This window comes from Micrococcus sp. 2A, from assembly GCF_039519235.1.
GTDB lineage: Bacteria > Actinomycetota > Actinomycetes > Actinomycetales > Micrococcaceae > Micrococcus.
Genome location: NZ_CP154351.1, coordinates 2,206,441 through 2,225,322, shown reverse-complemented (window position 1 = coordinate 2,225,322; position 18,882 = coordinate 2,206,441). Strand labels below are relative to the sequence as shown.

16 protein-coding genes are annotated in these 18,882 nt (G+C 73.5%); 6 read left to right on the top strand and 10 right to left on the bottom strand.

Annotation, left to right across the window (positions count from 1 at the left end; genetic code table 11):
* Position 1 precedes the first annotated feature (1 nt).
* Entirely contained in the window at positions 2-1,009 is a 1,008-nt protein-coding gene (gene paaA / locus AAG742_RS10220) for a 1,2-phenylacetyl-CoA epoxidase subunit PaaA (protein ID WP_343282121.1), read from the bottom strand.
* Between the two features lie 218 nt (positions 1,010-1,227).
* Here paaA and AAG742_RS10215 point away from each other — a divergent pair, with 218 nt between their 5' ends.
* Both AAG742_RS10215 and AAG742_RS10210 read left to right on the top strand, forming a co-directional pair.
* The gene (locus AAG742_RS10215) at positions 1,228-1,689 is read left to right on the top strand and encodes a hypothetical protein (RefSeq protein ID WP_298712205.1); all 462 of its coding nucleotides are present in this window, start codon (positions 1,228-1,230) and stop codon (positions 1,687-1,689) included.
* Positions 1,686-3,359 carry a hypothetical protein gene (locus AAG742_RS10210; protein ID WP_298712207.1) on the top strand — a complete coding sequence of 558 codons (1,674 nt, stop codon included), beginning with the start codon at positions 1,686-1,688 and terminating at the stop codon, positions 3,357-3,359. The genes AAG742_RS10215 and AAG742_RS10210 overlap by 4 nt, the downstream gene beginning before the upstream one ends.
* Positions 3,360-3,369: 10 nt before the next feature.
* Here AAG742_RS10210 and AAG742_RS10205 read toward each other — a convergent pair whose 3' ends face one another.
* Complete coding sequence (locus tag AAG742_RS10205; RefSeq protein ID WP_343282120.1) at positions 3,370-5,283, bottom strand: FAD-dependent monooxygenase; 1,914 nt, start codon at positions 5,281-5,283, stop codon at positions 3,370-3,372.
* A gap of 211 nt (positions 5,284-5,494) precedes the next feature.
* Between AAG742_RS10205 and AAG742_RS10200 the strand changes: the two genes are divergently transcribed.
* From AAG742_RS10200 to AAG742_RS10185, 4 genes are all read left to right on the top strand, one after another.
* Entirely contained in the window at positions 5,495-6,265 is a 771-nt protein-coding gene (locus AAG742_RS10200) for an IclR family transcriptional regulator (protein ID WP_343282119.1), read from the top strand.
* 30 nt (positions 6,266-6,295) lie between these two features.
* Positions 6,296-7,426: a histidinol-phosphate transaminase gene (locus AAG742_RS10195; protein WP_298712218.1), complete on the top strand. Its 1,131-nt coding sequence runs from the start codon at positions 6,296-6,298 to the stop codon at positions 7,424-7,426.
* 502 nt (positions 7,427-7,928) lie between these two features.
* The gene (locus AAG742_RS10190; protein WP_298712694.1) at positions 7,929-8,258 is read left to right on the top strand and encodes a bifunctional 3-phenylpropionate/cinnamic acid dioxygenase ferredoxin subunit; all 330 of its coding nucleotides are present in this window, start codon (positions 7,929-7,931) and stop codon (positions 8,256-8,258) included.
* On the top strand, positions 8,255-9,559 hold the full coding sequence (locus AAG742_RS10185) for an FAD-dependent oxidoreductase (RefSeq protein WP_343282118.1): 1,305 nt from the start codon (positions 8,255-8,257) through the stop codon (positions 9,557-9,559). The genes AAG742_RS10190 and AAG742_RS10185 overlap by 4 nt, the downstream gene beginning before the upstream one ends.
* 6 nt (positions 9,560-9,565) lie before the next feature.
* Here AAG742_RS10185 and AAG742_RS10180 read toward each other — a convergent pair whose 3' ends face one another.
* The 8 genes from AAG742_RS10180 to AAG742_RS10145 form a co-directional block, all read right to left on the bottom strand.
* Positions 9,566-11,077: a YdiU family protein gene (locus AAG742_RS10180; RefSeq protein ID WP_343282117.1), complete on the bottom strand. Its 1,512-nt coding sequence runs from the start codon at positions 11,075-11,077 to the stop codon at positions 9,566-9,568.
* A 50-nt stretch (positions 11,078-11,127) separates the two neighbouring features.
* Positions 11,128-11,979 (bottom strand): HpcH/HpaI aldolase/citrate lyase family protein, encoded by an 852-nt coding sequence (locus tag AAG742_RS10175; protein WP_298712227.1) that lies wholly within the window; start codon positions 11,977-11,979, stop codon positions 11,128-11,130.
* A 14-nt stretch (positions 11,980-11,993) separates the two neighbouring features.
* Complete coding sequence (gene hpaH / locus AAG742_RS10170; protein ID WP_298712230.1) at positions 11,994-12,779, bottom strand: 2-oxo-hept-4-ene-1,7-dioate hydratase; 786 nt, start codon at positions 12,777-12,779, stop codon at positions 11,994-11,996.
* Positions 12,780-12,870: 91 nt separating this feature from the next.
* On the bottom strand, positions 12,871-13,257 hold the full coding sequence (locus tag AAG742_RS10165; RefSeq protein WP_298712233.1) for a cupin domain-containing protein: 387 nt from the start codon (positions 13,255-13,257) through the stop codon (positions 12,871-12,873).
* Positions 13,258-13,486: 229 nt separating this feature from the next.
* Positions 13,487-14,653 carry a 3,4-dihydroxyphenylacetate 2,3-dioxygenase gene (hpaD, locus tag AAG742_RS10160; RefSeq protein WP_298712238.1) on the bottom strand — a complete coding sequence of 389 codons (1,167 nt, stop codon included), beginning with the start codon at positions 14,651-14,653 and terminating at the stop codon, positions 13,487-13,489.
* Between the two features lie 295 nt (positions 14,654-14,948).
* On the bottom strand, positions 14,949-16,490 hold the full coding sequence (gene hpaE / locus AAG742_RS10155; RefSeq protein ID WP_298712241.1) for a 5-carboxymethyl-2-hydroxymuconate semialdehyde dehydrogenase: 1,542 nt from the start codon (positions 16,488-16,490) through the stop codon (positions 14,949-14,951).
* On the bottom strand, positions 16,487-17,188 hold the full coding sequence (locus tag AAG742_RS10150) for a GntR family transcriptional regulator (protein ID WP_298712697.1): 702 nt from the start codon (positions 17,186-17,188) through the stop codon (positions 16,487-16,489). The genes hpaE and AAG742_RS10150 overlap by 4 nt, the downstream gene beginning before the upstream one ends.
* Positions 17,189-17,207: 19 nt before the next feature.
* Positions 17,208-18,848 carry a fumarylacetoacetate hydrolase family protein gene (locus tag AAG742_RS10145; protein ID WP_298712244.1) on the bottom strand — a complete coding sequence of 547 codons (1,641 nt, stop codon included), beginning with the start codon at positions 18,846-18,848 and terminating at the stop codon, positions 17,208-17,210.
* Positions 18,849-18,882: the final 34 nt, after the last annotated feature.

Below are 18,882 nucleotides of genomic sequence, written 5' to 3'. Positions count from 1 at the left end.
ATCAGGCTCCGATCAGCTGGGTGTCGGCCGCGGCGTGCTGCTCGGCCTGGCGGCGGGCGTAGGCGGCGGCGGCCTCGCGGACCCAGGCGCCGTCCTCGTGGGCCTGGATGCGGCGGGCCAGGCGCTGCGTGTTCATGGGGCCGTTGCCCTTGATCACGGCGTTGAACTCCTCCCAGTCCAGCTGGCCGTAGTCGTAGTGGCCGCGCTCCTCGTTCCACTTCAGGTCCGGGTCCGGCAGGGTCAGCCCGAGGGCCTCGGCCTGCGGGACGATCATGTCCACGAAGCGCTGGCGCAGGTCGTCGTTGGAGAAGCGCTTGACCTTCCACGCCATCGACTGCTGGGAGTTCGGGGAGTCGGCGTCCGGCGGGCCGAACATCTGCAGGGCAGGGCCGTAGGTGCGGTCCACCGCGTCCTGGGCCATCTGCTTCTGCTCCGGGGTGCCGTTCGAGAGCTCGAAGAGGATCTCCCAGCCCTGGCGCTGGTGGAAGGACTCCTCCTTGCAGATGCGCACCATCGCGCGGCCGTACGGGCCGTAGGAGGCGCGGCACAGCGGCACCTGGTTGCAGATCGCGGCGCCGTCCACGAGCCAGCCGATCGCGCCCATGTCCGCCCACGTGCGGGCCGGGTAGTTGAAGATCGAGGAGTACTTGGCGCGGCCGGTGATCAGCTGCTGGTTGAGCACGTCGCGCGGGGTGCCGAGGGTCTCGGCGGCCGAGTACAGGTACAGGCCGTGGCCGGCCTCGTCCTGCACCTTGGCCATGAGGATGGCCTTGCGCTTCAGGGAGGGGGCGCGGGTGATCCAGTTGGCCTCCGGCTGCATGCCGATGATCTCGGAGTGCGCGTGCTGGGAGACCTGACGGGTCAGGGACTTGCGGTACGCCTCGGGCATCCAGTCGCGGGGCTCGATGCGCGAGTCCTCCGCGATCAGGCGATCGAAGTTCTCCTGGCCGGCCGCATCCTCGGGGGACGGGACGGAGGCCAGGTGCTGGGGGGAGCTGGTCTGCGTCATGGGGATCACCTCACGCTGAGTGCGGGCTGGTTCCGTGGTCAGGGCGCACCGGGGCGCACCGAATTACTGACCGCTCGTTCAGGATAGGCCAGGGTGTGACCTCGGTCAACACCCCCGCCCGCCGGCTCCTCCTGCACAGGTCACGACGCACGGGCCCCCGTCCCCGGCCGGCCCCTCGCCCGGGGAACGTGGCCGGGCGCCCTCCCTACCGTGGGGCCATGCCCGTCGCCGAGCTGACCTCCGCGCCCCTCCTCCCTCCCTCCCCGGTCCCGCTGCTGCGCGCCGTGGGCGCCGTGGGCCTGGACGACGTCGTCGCGTCCCTCGCCGGTCGCTTCAGCGGCGCGCAGGACGATCTCGAGGACGCGCTGGGGGCCGCTACGGTGCTGCGCGCGGCGTGGGATCCCCTCCGGGGGCTGCTCCGGGAGCTCCTGGCGGCGCAGGGGATCATCCGCGCGACCCTAGAGGTGGAGTGGCGGTCGAGCGCGGCGCGGGAGCACCTGGCCCGGGCCGAGGCGCTGCTGGCCGAGGCGGGGGCGCTCGTCGCCTCCGCCGAGGAGTGGCTGGCCCTGCTCGCCGCGGCCGAGCGGGAGGCTGAGGACGCCCGGCTCGCCGCCGAGCAGCGGATCCGCCAGGTGGAGGAGTCCGCCCGGGCCGCACTGCTGAGCGTGGCGGGGGTGTGAGCGGCGTGGGAGACGTGGTCCGCTTCAGCACCCAGGGCGGTCCGGGGTCCGTCTACGCGGACCTGGACGGCATCGACGCGGCCGCCGAGCGGTTCCGCGAGGCCGCGGACGTCACCCGCGTCCTGGTGTTCCACGCCGAGCACGCGGCGTCTCTCGTGGACCGGGCCGCCTCCGGCCCGGGCGCGGCGGCCCGCCTGCGGGAGGCGCTGCGCGAGGGCGCCCGCCGTCTCCAGGGCCTGACGGACGCGCTCGCCCGCAACCGGGAGGACCTGCGGCGGGCTGCGGAGGCGTACCGCCGGGCCGAGCAGGGGGCGGCCGGCGTCATGGACGCGGAGGACCCGCGGGCGGCCGTGCTGGGAGCCGCGCTCGAGGCGCGGGCGGCGGACGGCCTGTCCGTCGAGGAGGCGGAGTTCCTCGTGCGTGCAGGCACGGAGGTCGTGGGGGAGGCGCTCCTGGCCCAGCTGCTCGGCCTCCCCGTGGGGACGGCGGTGGACGGGGGCATCGCGGCCATCGGTGGATTCGGCGGGCCCGTGCGGGACTGGGTGGCGGGGCAGTGCGCCGTGGGGGAGCTGGGCGGTGAGCTCGAGTGGGCGGCGGACCGCCTGGGGGACATCGACCCCAGCCTGCGCCTCACGCCCGCGGCCGCGTGGCGGCTCATCGCCGAGGTCTACCCGCTCCTGGACCCCACGAACGCCGATCCCCTCGAGGTCGCCGGGGAGCCTGTGGACCACCTCGAGGCGCCCCGGCGTCTCACCGGCCACCTGTCCGAGGTCGCGCACCTCATCCCGCGGCACAGCGACGGCGAGGGCGCGGTGACCGTCACCCGGATCCGCGGCGCGGACGGCGCGGACGTGTGGCTCGTGGGCCTGCCGGGCACCCAGGAGGGGCTGCTGCCGCAGCATCGCTCGGACAACTGGGCGGACGGTGGGGGCAACCTCGACGCGCTGGGGAACGACTCGCGCCGGACGGCGTCCGGCATCGCGCAGGCCCTCGCGGCGGCGGGCGTGCCGACGGGCGCCGACCTCCTGCTGGCCGGGTACAGCCAGGGCGGCGTGCACGCGGTCAACCTCGCGGACGATCCCGGATTCTCCCAGGCCTACTCGGTGCGCGGCGTCATGACCGTGGGTGCGCCGAACGGGAACCAGTCCGCGCCGGCCGGTGTGCCGATCCTCGAGTTCGCCACGGACCGTGACCTCTACACCGCGGCCGACGGCGGCCCGAACCCCCTCGGCCTCCAGCGGGCCACCGTCACCTTCCACCCCGAGGGGCCGGACGAGGCACCCGCGCTGCTCGCCCCCGGGACCTCGTCCGAGGCGGGATGGGAGGACGGGCTCGAGCGGCTGGGGCCGGACCGGCTGGACCCCCACGACCTGCCCGGGCTCGCCTCGCGCCTGGGACAGGATGCGGAGGCCGTCGGGACTGACCTGGACCGTGCCCACGCGCTCGGGGACTACACCCGCATGATCGAGGACTTCGAGGCCGCCGACCCCGCCGCTCGCGCCGAGGTGGCCGGCGTGCACGCCGCGCTCGCCGGGCTGGCCACGGGCGCCGTGCTCTCCAGCCGGACGGTGCGCCTGCGGCGGGGCGTCGAGGGCGCCGACGCGCGGCGTCGGGCGGGGGTGGTCAGCCAGGCGCCCGAGGAGATCGCCCGCACGCCGCGCAGCCGCTGAGCCGGTCGGGTCAGGCCCGGTCGGACAGCACGCCCGCGAAGAACTCGTTCACCATCGCGGGGGCGTCCAGCGGGAAGACGCCGGACACGTAGTGGTCCGGGCGGACGACCACGACGGCGCCGTCGCGGCTGATGCCGCGCGCCTCGAAGACGTCCTCGCCGTGCTTGGGCCGGCACGTGGCGAACACGTTGTTCAGGTCCCGCAGGCCGAGCGGGCCCGTGGTCGGCACGAACACGGCGGGCGCGTCGGTCCAGTCGAACTCGGACTGCTGCTGCTGGTACACGACCTTGACGTCGAACACGGTGTCCTCGGGCGCGCCGGGCGGGGTGAAGCGGTTGCGGAAGGACTGCGGGTCCTCCGCGATCGCCCGGGCCCAGGCGGCCGCCTGCGAGTCCGCTGAACGGGGGGACGCGGAGTCCGCGAACACGTAGACGCGCCAGCGGCCGTCCGCGCGGTGCAGGTGGCCCAGGTGCTTCACGTTGGTGTCGCATGAGCGCTCCACGAGGGCGGACTTGAAGCGCTTGCCCACAGGGAAGCCGGATGCCAGGTCCTGGTGCGCGGTGCCCGAGGTCAGCATGGACGGCTGGTACTGGGTCATGAAGCCCGCAGGGAACTCAGCGGTCTTCGTGTAGAACTCCGCCACGTAGTTCGGATCACCCAGCTCGGAGACGGGCTTCGCCATGAGCGTGGACCACTCCTTGTCGAAGTCGATCAGGTTCTTGGCGATGTCCTTGCGCTCGTCCGCGTAGGTGGCGAGCAGCTCCTGGGGTGCGCGGCCGGAGAGGACGTGGCCGAGCTTCCAGCCCAGGTTCCAGCCGTCCTGCATGGACACATTCATGCCCTGGCCGGCCTTCGCGGAGTGGGTGTGGCAGGCGTCGCCGAGCAGGAACACGGTGGGCTGGCCCACGCGCTCGCGGTTGTCGAAGCCCGAGGTCAGGCGGTGGCCGACCTCGTACACCGAGTGCCAGGCGGTCTCCTTCACGTCGAGGCGGTAGGGGTGGAGGATCGCCTGGGCGCGCTTGATGACCTCCTCGAGCGGGGTCTTGCGGATGGTGTGGCCGTCGCCCTCCGGCACCACCCCCAGGTCCACGTACATGCGGAACAGGTGCCCGCCCTCGCGGGGGATGTGGAGGATCGAGCCGGCCTGCGAGTGGATCGAGCACTTCGTGCGGATGTCCGGGAAGTCGGTGTCCGCGAGGACGTCCATGACGCCCCACGCGTGGTTGGCGGCGTCGCCGGAGAGGGAGTGGCCGATCGCCTTGCGCACGCGCGAGGCGGCGCCGTCCGCGCCCACCACGTACGTCGCGCGCACGGTGCGCAGCTCGCCGTCCTCCGGGTTCTCCAGAGCGTTGCCCTCGGCGTCCATCGTGCGGCGCAGGGTCACGGAGACGGGGTGCGCGCCGGTGCCGGAGTCGTCGAGGGACTCGAAGGCCCAGCCGTAGTCAGGGGCCATGCGGGCCGGGGCGTTCATCATGAACTCGGCGAACCAGTCCAGGATGCGCGCCTGGTTCACGATCAGGTGCGGGAACTCGGAGACGCCCTCCGGGTCGTCCTCGGCGAGCTGGGTGCGGACGATGTCCGCCGGGTTCTCGGGGTCCGGGTTCCAGAAGGCCATCGAGGTGAGGTCGAAGGCCTCGTCGATGATCTGGTTCGCGAATCCGAACGCCTGGAAGGTCTCCACGGAGCGGGCCTGGATGCCGTCGGCCTGGCCGATCTCGAGGCGGTGCGGGCGGCGCTCGATGATGCGGGCGTGGACGTCCGGGAACATCGCGAGCTGGGCCGCGGCGATCATGCCGGCGGGGCCCGTGCCGACGATCAGCACGTCCATCTCGTCCGGCAGCTCGGCGGGGCGGGTGAGGCCCGTGCCGGCGGCGGGCTGGACGCGGGGATCGGTGGAGACGTAGCCGTGGTGGTGGAACAGCATGGGAGACCTTTCGCTGCGGCCGAGGATGGCACCCGGCGCCTGTTCGCTCAGAGAACGCGTCGTTCCCAGAGGGAACACGCCTGTGGCAGACTGTACGCGGGCGTGACCGGCTTCACAACCCCGCGTGGGGGCGCCCACACGCCGTCCGGTGTGCCCCGGCGCGGTCCGTCCACCCCGTTCCGCCCGGCCCCGTTGAGCGAAGGAGCGCACGATGCCCCCCGAGACGTCCCGCTCCCGCCCCGTGCGCGCCGAGGCGCCGTCGCAGACCCTCTCCCGTGCGCTCACGATGCTCGAGGCCGTGGCCGAGGCGCCCACGCCGCCCACCATCGCCGAGCTCGCAGAGGGCCTCGGCGTCCACCGCTCGGTGGCCTACCGCATGCTCCGCACCTTCGAGGAGCACGGCCTCCTGCGCCGGGACGACGCCGGCCGCGTCCTCGTCGCCCCGGGCCTCGCGGTGCTTGCGGGCCGGGTGGAGCCGGACCTGCGCGCCGCGGCCCTGCCCGAGCTCACCTCCGTCTCGGCCGACCTCCACATGACCGCCTTCCTCGTGGTCTGGGACGGCGCGGACTGCCTCACCCTCGCCACGGTGGAGCCCCCGCGCGGCAACCTCGTGACCCAGCGGCCGGGCACGCGCCACCCGCTGGGGGTCGGCGCGCCGGGCATCGCCCTCGCGGCCGCCATGCCGGAGGCGGAGTGGGCCGCCCAGCGCGACCGCCGCGCCGAGGGCGGGCAGGGGGTGGGCCCGCACGACGACGGCGCCGAACGTCCGGAGGTCGCCGGCGCCCGCGCGCGCGGCTGGGCCTCGAGCCGCGACGAGGTGATCACCGGCGTGTCCTCGGTGGCCGTGCCGCTCGCGGTGCGGGGCCAGTTCCCGGCGGCGCTCGCCGTCGTCTTCGCGACCCGGGCGGAGGACCTCGAGGCGATCGGGGCCCGCCTGTCCGCCGCCGCTCAGCGGGTGGCGGCCGCCCTCGGCGACGGCTGAGAGCCTCGTCACCGCCGTATCCTGTGCCACATGACCGACTCCGCTCAGCCCAGCCCCGCCGTCGTCCGCGCCCACGCCAAGGTCGGCAAGCTGCCGCCGTACGCGGCCGGCAAGCCGCCCGTGGCCGTCCCCGGACTCGCCCCCTACAAGCTCTCCTCGAACGAGAACCCGTTCGCCCCGGTGCCGGGCGTCGTGGAGCGCGTGCACGAGATCGTGACCGGCGTCGAGGGCGCCCCGAGCCTGCTGTGCCGCTACCCGGACCCGCTCGCCACGGAGCTGCGTGAGAAGCTGGCCCCCCACCTGGACGTCCCGGCCGAGGACATCGTCACCGGCGCCGGCTCGCTGGGCGCGCTGTCCCAGATCATCACCGCCTTCGCGGGCGAGGGGGAGGGCACCGAGCCGGACGAGGTGATCTTCGCGTGGCGCTCCTTCGAGGCCTACCCGATCGTGGCCCGCAGCGCCGGCGCGAAGGACGTCATGGTGCCGCTCACCGCGGACCACCGACACGACCTGCCGGCCATGCTGGACGCCATCACGGACCGCACGCGCGTGATCCTGCTGTGCACCCCGAACAACCCCACCGGCCCGGCGCTCACCACGGCCGAGGTGGAGGACTTCCTGGCGAAGGTGCCCTCCCACATCCTCGTGGTGATCGACGAGGCCTACGTGGAGTTCATCCGGGACGAGGACGCCGTCAAGGGCCTGGAGATGTACCGGAAGCACCGCAACGTGGTGGTGCTGCGCACCTTCTCCAAGGCCCACGGCCTGGCCAACCTCCGTGTCGGCTACTCCGTGTCCCACCCGGAGATCACCTCCGCGCTGCGCACGGTGGCCGTGCCCTTCGCCGTCTCCACGCTCGCCGAGCAGGCCGCCGTCGCCTCGCTCGAGCACCTGGACGAGGTCCTCGGCCACGTGCAGACCGTGGTGGACGAGCGCGTGCGCGTCGTCGCCGCGCTGCAGGAGGCCGGCTGGGACGTGCCCGAGACCCAGGCCAACTTCGTGTGGCTGCCGCTGGGTGATCAGACCGCCGCGTTCGCCGAGGCAGCCCAGGCCCGAGCGCTCTCGGTGCGGGCGTTCGCGGGCGAGGGCGTCCGCGTCACGATGGGTGAGGTCGAGGCCAACGACCGCTTCCTCGAGGTGGCGCGCGCGTTCCGGTCCTGAGTCGATCGGGGGAGGTGCGCGTCGCCGCCGAGGGGAGTAAGGCCCCCCGTAGCTCACGCCCGTCAGACGCAATTCCGGTGACGGCACCGAGCGTCCCGGACCGCCGGTCCGGGGCACGGCACCCCAGGCGCGGACCCCATGGCCCTCCTTCTCCCCGTGACCCGCGCGCTGCGCGAGCGCGACGTGACCGGCCGAGCCTGCCGGTCTACGTGCTGCTGATCGCGATGCGCGTGCCCGCACCGTGCTCACCTCCATGTGGGCCTCGGCGAAGGGCTGCCTGCGCAAGGTCACCTCGATCATCCTGGTCACGACGGCGCTGCTCTGGGTGCTCCTGAACGTCCCCGTCCGTTCGGACGAGGACATGGCCGCCGCCCCCGCCCCGCTCGAGGCGCTGCGCGGACGGGACGGTGCGCGCTGTCGAGGTCCTCTGACGCCCGCGCGATACCGTGGCGTGCAGACCCTGAAGGAGCCGGCGAGCGCCGGCGGAGCACGGAGGCAGCACATGGCGGAGCCCATCCACATCGGCGCGGCGGCGGACATCCCGGAGGGCGAGTCCCGCGTGATCCCGGCGCAGACGGCGGGCACGCGCGACGACGTCGCGGTGTTCCACGCCGAGGACGGCGCGTTCTACGCGATCGACGACACCTGCACCCACGAGGACGCATCCCTGGCCGAGGGGTGGCTCGAGGGGACGAAGGTCGAGTGCCCGCTGCACTCCGCCGAGTTCTGCCTCAGGTCCGGCGAGGCGCTGTGCCTGCCGGCCACGAAGCCGGTCGGCACGCATGCGGTGGAGGCGCGGGACGGTCAGCTCTACCTGACGCCGGGCGAATGAGCGCGGGCCTCGTGCCTGTGGCGGACGACGGCGGGGCTCCCGGCGGGGCTTCCGCCTCCGTGCTCGTGCTCGGCGGCGGGCTGGCCGGGTTCTCTCTGGTGCGCGAGCTGCGCCGTCGCGGTTTCGCGGGCGCGCTGACGATCGCGGACCCCGAGGGCCTGCCCTACGACCGACCGCCGCTGTCCAAGGACTACCTGACCGGGGAGACGGACGGGCCCCGGCTGCTCCTCGCCCCGCCGTCGTGGTTCGCCGAGCACGGAGTGGAGGTCGTGACCGCGCGGGCTGAGGCGCTCGAGCCCGGCGGTGCGGACGCGCGGCACCGCGTGCGGCTGAACACGGGGGAGGCCCGGGAGGCGGACGTCGTGGTCCTCGCGACGGGCGGTCGGGTGCGCCCGCTGGCGGTGCCCGGCGCCGACGATGCGCGGCTGATCACCCTGCGCACCCGCGCCGACGCGGACGCCCTCGTGGCCCGGCTGCACTTCGGGGCGCGCGTGGCGGTGATCGGCGGAGGCTTCACGGGCGCCGAGGCCGCGTCGTCGGCCCGCGCCGCCTTCGCCGACGTCACGCTCGTGACGAGCACCGAGACGCCCTCACTGACCGCCGTCGGACCGGCGATCACCGCGCGCCTGCACCGCATGCACGCCGAGAACGGGGTCGAGCTGGAGGTCGGGCGCGTCGCGCGGATCGAGCACGCGGACGAGGCGGTGGACGATCCCGGCGGCGGACTCCCCACCGCCCACCGCGTCCATCTCGAGGACGGCCGCACCGTGGACGCCGACGTCGTCGTGCTGGCCACGGGCACCGTCCCGGAGACCGCACTCGCCGAGAAGGCCGGGATCGAGACCGCGGACGGCGTGCTGGTGGACGCCGCGGGCCGGACGTCCGTGCCGGGGATCCTCGCCGTCGGCGACGTCGCGCGGCTGCGGGACTCGGCCTGGCCCGCGTCGCGGCACTGGGAGCCGGCCATGCAGGCGGGCGTCGCGGCCGCCGCGGCCCTGATGGGCGAGGAGCCGGCCGCGCCCGGCGCGCCGTGGTTCTGGTCGGACCGGCACGGCGCGCACGTCGAGGCCGTGGGGGACATGGCGCTTCCCGACGGCGGCCGGCACGTCCACCGCGAGGTGCGGGGCCGGACGGTGGCGAGCTTCGCGCTCGCCGCGGACGGCACGATGCGCGGGGCCGCGTCCGTGGACGATCCGATGGCCGTGAAGGCGGCGCGGCGGATCATCGACCGCGCAATCCGGGTGGACCCGGAGGCCCTCGCGGATCCGGCGGTGCCCGTGAGGTCTCTCGCGCGCGGGTGACGGCGCTCAGGTCCCGCAGTAGGTGACGAACGGGGCGCCGCCCACCGCGGCCGGCTCCGCGTACCGTTCGAAGCCGGGGCGTGGGGCGAACGGGTCCGTGACCGCCTCGAGCAGCTCGCGCACGGGCGCGAGGTCCCCGTCCTCGGCCGCCATGAGCGCGGCGTCCAGCAGGTGGTTGCGCGGGATGTAGACCGGGTTCACGCGGCGCATCGCGGCGGCGTCCGGGCTCAGGGCCCGCCAGTCGCGCAGCCACGCGGCCACCTCGTCGGGGGTGCGGGCGCCCGGGATGAGGCGATCGGCCTCCGCATCGGCCTCGGCCATGTCCGCCAGGCGGAACCAGAACGAGGTCCAGTCCGTGCTCGCCTCGGTCAGCTGCACGAAGAGCCGGTCGGTCAGCTCGGTGACGGTCTCGTCCGGCACGTCGGTGCTCAGCCCCAGCTTCTCCCGCAGCCCGCCGCGCCACGCGGCCAGGTGCCGGGCCTGGAACCCGGCGAGGGCCTCCTGGGCGAGCTCCACGGCCCGGTTCGGGTCGTCGTCGAGCAGGGGGAGCAGCGTCTCGCCGAGCCGGGCGAGGTTCCACGCCGCGATGGGGCCCTGGTTGCCGAAGGCGTAGCGGTGCTGCACGTCGATCGAGGAGAACGTGGCGCCGGGGTCGAACGCGTCGATGAAGGCGCACGGGCCGTAGTCGATCGTCTCGCCCGAGAGCGTCACGTTGTCCGTGTTCATCACGCCGTGCACGAACCCCACGAGCATCCAGCGCGCCACGAGCTCGGCCTGCGCGCCGACCGCCGCCTCGTAGAGCGCGAGCGCCGGGTTCTCGGCGTCGGCGGCGTGCGGGTGGTGGCGGGCGACGGCCTCGTCCACGAGCCGGCGCAGCAGGTCCTTCGAGGCCTCCGCGTCCGGGAGCGCCGCCGCGTACTGGAACGTGCCCACCCGCAGGTGGGAGGCGGCGACGCGCGCGAGCACGGCGCCGGGCAGCAGGTCCTCGCGCAGCACCTGGGCGCCCGTGGCGACGACGGCGAGCGCGCGCGTGGTCGGCACGCCGAGGGCGTGCATCGCCTCGGCCACGACGTACTCGCGCAGCATGGGGCCGAGGACGGCCTGGCCGTCCGCGTTGCCGCGCGCGAAGGGGGTGCGGCCGGACCCCTTCAGATGGAGGTCGCGCAGGGCGCGGGCTGCGGCGGGGGAGTCGGCGCCCGGAAGGATCGGGGCGATCTCACCGAGCAGCAGGGCGCGGCCGTCGCCGAGCCGCGGCGAGTAGCCGCCGAACTGGTGCCCCGCGTACGCCTGCGCGACTGGGCGGGCGTCCGGGCCGGGCTGCTCGCCGGTGAGGAACCGGACGCCGTCGTCGGTGGCGAGCCACTCCGCGTCCATGCCCAGCAGCTCGGCGAGCTCGTTGTTGAGCAGGGCCAGCTGAGGCGCGGGCGTCTCCTGGGCCTCCCACGGCAGGGCGAGCTCGGGGAACGTGTCGGCGAAGCGGTGGGTGAGGCGCGGGGTCTTCGAACCGGGGGTGAGCATGGATCCAGGGTGGCACGGTGACCGGGGGTCCGGCCCGGTCAGAGCGCCTGTCAGTACGACGCGCGGGGCGTGCCCTCGCCGTCGCCTGGATCGCCGGCCTCCGGGGCGGGGCACCAGGTCTCAGCGAGGGCCTCGGCGGCACGGGCCAGCAGGGCGACGTCGGCCCCCACGTTGACGAAGTCCGCCCCGGCGGCCGCGTAGGCCTGCGCCTGGGCCGTGACGAACGCGTTGACGCCGACGACCTTCCCGGCAGTCTTCACCTCGGCGATCACCGACTCCACAGCGGCCACCACGTCCGGGTGGGCCTGCTGACCGAGCAGCCCCATCGACGCGGACAGGTCGGAGGGGCCCACGAACACACCGTCCACGCCGTCGACCTCCGCGATGGCCCGGGCGTTCTCGACGCCGGCCGCCGTCTCGATCTGCACGAACAGGCTGACGTGGTCCGCCGCCTGCGGCAGGTACCCCTCGATCCGGTTCCAGCGCCCCGACCGCGCCAGCGCCGACCCGACGCCGCGCACCCCCTGCGGCGGATACCGCACAGCCCGCACGGCCTCGGCAGCCTGCTCGGGGTCGTCCACCATCGGCACGAGCAGGGTCTGGGCGCCGAGGTCCAGGAACTGCTTCACCAGCACCACGTCGAGGGCGGGCACGCGCACCATGGTGGGCACCCTGTACCCGGCGATCGTGCGCAGCTGCGCGAGGACGGTCTCGAGCGAGAGCGGGGCGTGCTCGCCGTCGATCAGGAGGTAGTCCATGCCCGCGCCGGCGCAGATCTCCGCGGCCGTGCAGTCCCCGGAGCTGAGGAACATGCCGGCGGCGGGGCGGCCGCCGCGAGCGGCGCGAGCGTCCGCGGTGAACAGGTCCCTCACGAGGGGCTGGGGGTGGTGGCGCACGGGCATGGCGGGGGGTCCTCTCAGGCGAACCGGCAGGTGACGGTGCCGAGCGGCCCGTAGTCGGCGGTGACGGTGTCCCCGGCGCTGACGTGCATCGGGCGGGTGAAGGAGCCGGCGAGCACGATCTCCCCGGCGGCGAGCGCGTCGCCGTGCTCGGCCAGGCGGTTGGCCAGCCAGTGCACGCCGTTGCCCGGGTGGTTCAGCACGCCCGCGGCCACGCCGGTCTCCTCGATGGTCTGGTTGCGGGAGAGCGTCCCGGCCACCCAGCGCAGGTCCACGGCGTCGGGGGCCACGGGGCGGCCGCCGAGCACCATGGAGCCGAGCGCGGCGTTGTCCGCGATGGTGTCCACGATGGTCCGGCCCTGCAGCTCCACGTGGGCGTCGAGGACCTCGAGCGCGGGCACCACGTACTCGGTGGCGCGCAGCACGTCGAAGAGGGTCACGTTCGGGCCGCGCAGCTCCTCCTTGAGCACGAAGGCGAGCTCCATCTCGATGCGGGGGTTGGTGATGCGCGCGGTCTCGTACTCGTGGCCGGACTCGAACACCTGGTCATCGAAGATCACGCCGTAGTCCGGCTCGGTGATCCCGGTGGCGGCCTGCATGGCCTTGGAGGTCAGGCCGATCTTGTGCCCGACGACGCGGCGCCCCGCCTCCACGCGGCGCTCCGCCCAGATGCGCTGCACGGCGTAGGAGTCCTCGATCTCCATGCCCGCGTGGCGGGCGGTCAGCAGGGGCACGGGGGTGCCGGTGCGGCCGGCCTCGAAGAGCTCGTCGGCGATCTTCACGTGCGTCTCGTGGTCCAGCATGGTGCTCCTCGGGGTGCGACGGCGGGCTGCGCCAATCGTATACGTTGCGATCCGCCCGGGTGTGGGCCCGCTCACGACGGCGGTGCGGGCCTCAGCCCGGCCGGTGTCCGATCGCGAGCCCCTGCTTCCGCCGGTGCGCCGTCAGCCAGGCGAGGCCCTCGTCTCCAGCGGTGAAGCCGCGGCGGGAGCTCTTAGGCAGCCACAGCAGCTGGCCGGCGCGGATGGGAACGTCGCCGCCGTCGGTGTGGAGCACGCCCGAGCCGGCGACGACGTGCACCAGGATGTCCAGCCCGGGGCCCTCGAACGGCTCGTTGCGCCCGCCTGCGGGCAGCCGCACGAGGTTCACGTCCAGGTCGCGCGGGTCGTCCTTCAGACGCCAGGCCGCGCCGGGCTCCGCCGCGGCCAGCCCGTCCGTCAGCTCGGCGACGTCGGCCAGCACGCGGGGCGCCTCAGGGGTCGGCGCGTTCGTCTCGTCCATGCCGCCAGGCTAGTCCGGGTGTCGTCCGCCATGTCTGCGGTCCCCGCCCCCCGCCCCCAGGCCCCCCAGGTTCCCCGCGGCACAGGCCTCCCGCGACACAGGCACTGGATGAGCTGGGCGCAGTACTGCCAGGTAACCCGGGGGGTTACCTGGCAGTACTGCGCCCAGCTGATGCGCCGGCGGTCCGGCACAGCGGTGGTGTCGCGCACCGGCGGTTCGGCTCAGCGGATCAGAGCTGGTTGCCCAGCTTGTACTCGCCCTGCTTCCACTCGGGCATGGACTCCTCGCCCTCGGTCTCGCGGGTGTAGGAGAAGCCGTCGGCGCCGATGGTCACGGCCATCTCGGACTCGTCCGTGCGGGCGACGACGGGCTGCGGGTTGCCGTCGAGGTCGAGCACGAGGGAGGCGTCCGTGTACCAGGACGGCACGACCGGGGTGCCCCACCAGTCGCGGCGCTGGTTGTCGTGCACGTCCCAGGTGACCACGGGGTTGTCCGGGTCGCCGGTGTAGTAGTCCTGGGTGTAGACCTCGACGCGGTGGCCGTCCGGATCGCGCAGGTACAGGTAGAACGCATTCGAGACGCCGTGGCGGCCGGGGCCGCGCTCGATGTGGTCGGACATGCGCAGCGCGCCGAGCTTGTCGCAGATCGAGAGGATGTTGTGCTTCTCGTGCGTGGCGAAGCAGACGTGGTGCATGCGGGGCCCGTCGCCGCCGGTCATGGCGGTGTCGTGCACGGTGGGCTTGCGGCGCATCCACGCGGCGTACACGGTGCCCTGCTCGTCCTGGATGTCCTCGGTGACGCGGAAGCCCAGGTCCTGCATGAACTTCGCGGCGCGGGGCACGTCCGGGGTCACCTGGTTGAAGTGGTCCAGGCGCACCAGCGCGCCGGGGGTGTAGAGGTCGTAGCGCCAGGCCAGGCGCTCCACGTGCTCGGTCTCGTAGAAGAACTCGTAGGGGAAGCCCAGCGGGTCCTCGACGCGCACGGAGTCGCCGACGCCCTTCACGAAGCCGTCCTTGTTGCGCTCCACGCGGCAGCCGAGCTCCTCGTAGAAGGCCACGGCCTTGTCCAGGTCCTCGGGGGTGCGCACGCGGTAGGAGAACGCGGCGACGGCGGCGATCTCGCCCTTGCGCAGCACCAGGTTGTGGTGGATGAACTCCTCCATGGAGCGGAGGTAGATGACCTCGTCGTCCTCCTCGGTCACCACGAGGCCCAGCACGTCCACGTAGAAGCTGCGGGAGCGCTCCAGGTCCGTGACCACGAGCTCCATGGACGCGCAGCGCAGGATGTCCGGCGCCTCGGACGTCGGGGTGGGGAGGGGGTTCTCCGGGGTGATGGGGGCTTCCTTGGTCACGTAGAAGCCGGACGAGGTCTTCTGGCGGCTCTCGAGGTTGGTCATCGATGCTCCTTCGCTGAGGTGGGGTGTCGGCGGTGACGCCCCGCTGTGGCCTGGGACACGGTCACTGGCTCGATCGTATACGATCACGCGGCCCGGGGGGAAGGGCGGGACGGGCATTCCCGCCCACCCCTGCGTCCGTGCCGCAACGGATGCGCCCCCGGCACGACGACGGCGCCCGTGCCTTCACGAGGAGGGTGCGGGCGCCGTCGGTGGGCAGCGGGCCTCAGCCTCCCGCTCTGCGAAGGGAAGCGGAGGTGGGGCCCCGCTTCGCGAACGACGGCGGAGGCCCGGCGCGTCAGCCGTCCATCTTCGAGGCGGCCTGCTCCTGCTTGCCGAACACGGGGTTGTGCACCTCGCCGAGGGTGATGTGCACGGCCTGCTGATCGGTGTAGAAGTCGATCGAGCGGTAGCCGCCCTCGTGGCCGAGGCCCGAGGCCTTCACGCCCCCGAACGGCGTGCGCAGGTCGCGCACGTTGTTCGAGTTCAGCCACACCATGCCGGCCTCGACGTCCTGAGCGAAGTTGTGGGCGCGCTTGAGGTCGTTGGTCCAGATGTAGGCGGCCAGGCCGTACTTGGTGTTGTTGGCCAGCTCGAGGGCCTCCTCGTCCGTGTCGAACGGGGTGATCGCCACGACCGGGCCGAAGATCTCCTCCTGGAAGATCCGGGCGTCCGGGGCCACGTCCGCGAACACGGTGGGCTGCACGAAGTTGCCCTCCGGGAACTCCTCCGGGCGGCCGCCGCCGGCCACGAGACGGGCCTCGCCCTTGCCGATCTCCACGTAGGACATGACCTTCTCGTAGTGTTCGGGGTGCACGATGGCGCCGACCTCGGTGGTCGGGTCGGAGGGCAGGCCCACCTTCACGCGGTCCGCCTGCGCGGCGTAGCGCTCCACGAACTCGTCGTAGACCTCGCGCTGGACGAGGATGCGGGAGCCGGCGGTGCAGCGCTCGCCGTTGAGCGAGAACACGCCGAAGATGGTCGCGTCGATCGCGGTGTCCAGGTCGGCGTCCGCGAAGACGACGGCGGGGGACTTGCCGCCGAGCTCCATGGACAGGCCCTTCAGGAACGGCGCGGCGTTGGCGAAGATGATCTGGCCGGTGCGGGACTCGCCGGTGAAGGAGATCAGCGGGACGTCGGGGTGCTTCACGAGCGGGTCACCGGCGAAGCCCTCCTCGCCGAAGCCGTGCACCATGTTGAAGACGCCCGTCGGCAGGCCGGCCTCCTCGACGATCTCCGGCCACAGCGAGGCGGAGAGCGGGGTGAACTCGGCGGGCTTGAGCACCACGGAGTTGCCGGTGGCCAGGGCCGGGGCGAGCTTCCAGGACTCGAGCATGAACGGGGTGTTCCAGGGCGTGATGAGCCCGGCGACGCCGATCGGCTTGCGGTTCACGTAGTTGACCTGGCGGCCGGGCACCTTGAAGGCGTCGTCGTGCTGGGCCACGATCAGGTCCGCGAAGAAGCGGAAGTTCTCGGCGGCGCGGGCGGCCTGGCCCTTGGCCTGCTTGATCGGCAGGCCGGTGTCGAAGCACTCCATCTCGGCGAGCTGGTCGCCGCGGGTCTCCATGATGTCGGCGATCCTGTGCAGCACGCGGGAGCGCTGACGCGGCATGGCCTGCGCCCACTCGCCGCCCTCGAAGGCGGCCTTCGCGGCGGCCACGGCGAGGTCGACGTCCGCGGACTTGCCGGAGGCGGCCTTGATGTACGCGGTGTTGGTGACGGGGTCCAGGACGTCGAAGGTGTCGCCGTCCACGGAGTCGACGAGCCGGCCGTCGATGTAGTGGCGGATGACGTCCGGGAGGCCCTCGGGCCTGCGGTGGGAGACGGTGTTCTCGCTCATGGTGTCCTCTCCAGCTGTGCTCGGGTGGGTGACGTCGTCGCCGGGGTGCCGGCGGGGGACGGGGTCTCGGGGTGGGCGTCCTCGAGGGACGCCTGGTGGTCCAGGTAGGCGTGCAGGGTGTTGAGCCGGTGGGTCCGTGCGGCGTGCTCGACGGCGGCGAACTCCGCCCGCCCCTCGATCAGCCGCAGCAGCTCCTCGTGCTCGCACACCGAGGCGGCCGCCCGCCCGGGCACGTACGCGAACGTGGAGGCGCGCAGGGCCGAGAGGCGGTTCCAGCCGCGGCGCACCAGGTCCTGCACGTGGTCGTTCTGGTGGTGCTCGAACAGGAGGGCGTGGAAGCGGCGGTTCAGGTCGGTGAACTGCACGGCGTCCCAGTCCGCCTCGCCCGTGACGAGCATGCGCATGAGGGCGTTGAGCTCGCGCGCCTGCGCGATCTCGGCCGCCGTCACGTGGGGGGCGCACTGCGCGGTGGAGTAGCCCTCCACCAGCGCGAGGGTCTCCATCGTGTAGCGGTACTCCACGGGGTCGATCCCGACGACGGTGGCGCCCACGTTGCGGCGGAACTCCACCAGGCTCTCCGACTGCAGGCGCCGGATCGCCTCGCGCACGGGCACCACGGACATCCCCAGCTCCTCCGCGATCTGGGCCAGCACCAGCCGGTCGCCCGGCTCATAGCGCTGCTCCTGGATGCCGCGCATGATCGCCTGGTAGGCGGCGTCAGCCTTCGACGGCGTCACGCTGGGCCTCGCGGAACTGCTGGTACCGCGCCTTCCACTCGGCGTTCGGCGGGAACAGGCCGTCCACGGGCTGGCCGGACTGCACCTGCTCGTACACCCACGCGTCCTGGCGGTCCTGCTCCCACGCGTCGTCGATGACCTCGTGCAGCAGGGCTGGGGGCACCACCACCACGCCGTCGTCGTCGCCGATCACGATGTCGCCGGGCTGCACTGCGGTGCCGCCGCACGTGACGGTCCCGTCGACCTCCCACGGGATGTGGCGGCGGCCGAGCACGGCCGGGTGGACGGCCGCGTTGTAGACCTGCAGGCCCACCTCGGCGACGGCGGCGGAGTCGCGCACGCCGCCGTCGGTGATGACGGCGACGCCGCCGGCCACCTGGGCGCGCAGGGCGAGGACGTCGCCGAGGGTGCCGGTGCCGGCCTCGCCGCGGGCCTCCATGACCACCACGTCGTCCGGCTGGACGGCGTCCATGGCGCGCTTCTGCGCGTTGAACCCGCCGCCGAACTCGGTGAACAGGTCCTCGCGCTTGGCGATGAAGCGCAGGGTGCGGGCGTAGCCCACGATCCGGCGGCCGGGGTGCATCGGGCGCACGCCGTCGATCGTGGCGTTCTGGATGCCCCGCCTCTGCAGCTGCGAAGTGATGGTGGCGACCGCGCACTCGGCGATCTTCGCCTTCAGCTCGTCCGTGAGCAGGGTCCGGTCCGGGCGGGGCTCGGAGGGCACCCAGCGGTAGGCGGCGTCGGCGGTGGGAGCCTCGGCGGCCGGGGTGGCCGCGGCGTCGGCGGCCGTGGCGTCCTCCGTCACGGGGGGCAGGCCCGCGGCCGCGCGCGAGCCCCACGCCTCCTCGCGTTGGAGGTCGTCCACCTGGGGGCCGTGGCCGTAGGGGGCCATCGGCTGCTCGGCCTCGGCCACGCGGCTGACCAGGCGGCCCGTGGAGGGTGCACCGGGGGCGGTGGGGGCGTCCACCTCCACCTCGACGACGTCGCCGGGCTGGGCCACGGAGGAGCCGGCGGGGGTGCCGGTGAGGATCACGTCGCCGGGCTCGAGGGTCATGAGCTGGGAGAGGTCGGCCACGAGCTGGCCGAACGGGAAGACGAGGCCCTGGGTGGTGTCGTCCTGCACGAGCTCGCCGTTGACCCAGGTGCGCACGCGCAGGGCCTCGGGGTCCAGGCCGTCCGCGGAGATGACGGCCGGGCCGAGCGGCGTGTAGCCGTCGCCCGACTTGTTCTTCACGTTGGAGCCCTTGTCCGCGTGGCGGAGGTCGTAGAGGCCCCAGTCGTTCGCGGCGGTGACGCCGGCGACGTGCCGCCAGCCCTGGTCCGGGCTCACGCGGCGGGCCGCGGTGCCGATCACGAGCGCGATCTCGCCCTCGTAGGCGAGGAGCTCGGTGCCGACGGGGCGCTCGACGACGTCGCCGGAACGGGCGATCGAGGTGCCGGCCTTGAGGAAGTAGCCGGGGAACTTCGGCGAGCGGCCGCGCTGGGCGATCCGCGAGGGGTAGTTCAGGTGGAGGGCCACCACCTTGCCGGGACGGGCGCCGCGCGCGGCGAAGTCGTGCTCCGTGACGGTGGGGGTGCCGGAGGGCTGCGGGCCGGAGATCTCGGGTGTGCTCTGCGTCATGCCAGCGATCGTATACGATCACCCGGGGCCGGGG